General features: G+C 50.2%; 1 pseudogene. It reads right to left on the bottom strand.

Features of this window, described 5'->3' with window-relative positions:
- A pseudogene (locus AB9F29_RS22485) lies at positions 1 to 281 on the bottom strand (ABC transporter substrate-binding protein); the annotation flags it as partial.

Genomic DNA, 281 nt, shown 5'->3' with positions numbered 1-281 from the left:
GCGGAGTTAATTTCGGAACGGAACCAACCACCAGATTGCGAACCCGAGTTCCAAGCAAGGAAGGAACGCAGGTTGAAGATTTCACCCAGTTCATTGTGAAGGTCTTGACCGCCACCGTGAAGGTACCAGTTGGTCAGTTATTGTGCTGTGGCGCCAAATGGAACAGCAGTGAAGTAAGCATAACCTGGGTGTTGGCCCAAGAAATAATAGTCAGACGAGTGATAAAGATCAGCTTGGCCCGAAGACACAGCGTCAAACACTTCCAACGCGCCAACAAGCTC

It is taken from the genome of Falsihalocynthiibacter sp. S25ZX9, assembly GCF_041205405.1.
GTDB lineage: Bacteria > Pseudomonadota > Alphaproteobacteria > Rhodobacterales > Rhodobacteraceae > Falsihalocynthiibacter > Falsihalocynthiibacter arcticus.
The sequence above is the reverse complement of the archived record's forward strand: the minus strand, read 5'-3'. Positions and strand labels throughout refer to the sequence as shown.